Genomic DNA, 1,417 nt, shown 5'->3' on the forward strand with positions numbered 1-1,417 from the left:
TCTAGGAAAACAATCCGCTACGGAAGTTAAAAACATCGTCAAAGGCCTGCGCGATTCACTTGATGAGATGTCTACCAGTTGGCACTACGACCTACTACTCCCAGACGCCGCCATCGAAGGCATGCAAGCCACGGTAAAACGCCTAGACGACGTCACCCCAAAAATCGACCAGCATATGCAACAAGCCGCCCAAGAAATCGGACAGCGAGTTAATAAAGCACTGGATGANATATCAAGGCCAATCACCAATTCGAGGCGTCACCGACAAACCAACCAAAGCCGATGAGTTGGAGCCGCCAAAAGGGAATGAGTTACCGGGGGCTGCAATAAAACGTATGCCGCAATAAAACGTGCCTTGTTTTAAAAAGAATGCCAAGGGAACCGCTGTTGAATATGACCGCCAATTAAAAGGACAAATGGACGGGCTAAATAGCATGACTGTAAAACAGTATCTTGAAAATCGCGATGTATACAGGGACATTGGTCGTAAAGGTACTGGTACTGCACAGAAACAAGCGAGAGAAGACTTTCAGGAAAGCTTAATACACCGCTATAGAGAGAACTTAAATAAAACTGGAAAATACTTCGGCGAAGAAGCTCTAATAAAAGCTAAAGAGTTAGCAAAAAGGGATATGAAGACTCTCCATGCTTTACATAACCCTGATATGATAGCCGGAGGACTAGACGAGGTGGTTGAATTAGGTGACGCCAGCGTTAACCAGTCTATTGGTTCGCACTGGAATAAACGCGGCTTTGATGATTCCGGTAAAAAGACTGCGTTAAGTCGTGTCGAACTAATGGATAATGAGGCAGAGAAAGCACTAAAAGCATTAGGTCCGGATGCAAAATTAAATATGAATCTACATAGGTGTAAATAATGAACAAGTTTTTTGACAATTTTTATAACTTTGGTGGGTTTGGTCCAGCGATAGAAGCAATTCAACCAACTGATGAGCAGATCCGGTTCTATCAAGGAACTTTACCTGACAATTTGCTTGAATACTGGAAAGAATACGGTTTTTGTGGTTGGGGGAAAGGCCGTTTATGGATGGTCAACCCAGCTGATTATCATGCTCTTTTGGCTGAATGGATTAGAGGTACTCAGTTCGAAAAAATGCAAAATGACGGTATAGATAGTTTCTATGTCATTGCAGTAGATGCATTTGGGAAGATGTATATTTGGGGTAAAAACTCGGGTAATTGCCTGAAAATCACTTCTCCCTACGGCATGATATTTCCTAATTTTAGTAACGATGATTACTTAGAAGATGGTGAGGAGCTAACTTTGGACTTATTTTTCTCAACAAAAATGAGCACCGAAATTGATCTAAAAGATCACAATGAAAAACCTCTTTTTGAACGTGCTGTCGAAAAGCTAGGCCCACTTGAAAATGGAGAAATCTATGGCTTCGTGCCA

Annotated in this window: 2 protein-coding genes; both read left to right on the forward strand. The window is 42.1% G+C overall.

Going from position 1 to position 1,417, the window contains the following annotated elements; genetic code table 11:
• The first annotated feature begins 350 nt into the window (after positions 1 to 350).
• Entirely contained in the window at positions 351 to 878 is a 528-nt protein-coding gene (locus CKO50_RS01895) for a polymorphic toxin type 15 domain-containing protein (protein ID WP_255229016.1), read from the forward strand.
• A partial coding sequence (locus tag CKO50_RS01900) for a GAD-like domain-containing protein (RefSeq protein ID WP_095726774.1) occupies positions 878 to 1,417 on the forward strand: 540 nt, incomplete at its 3' end. The genes CKO50_RS01895 and CKO50_RS01900, both read left to right, overlap by 1 nt.

Source organism: Pseudoalteromonas sp. HM-SA03, assembly GCF_002289345.1.
Classification (GTDB): domain Bacteria; phylum Pseudomonadota; class Gammaproteobacteria; order Enterobacterales; family Alteromonadaceae; genus Pseudoalteromonas.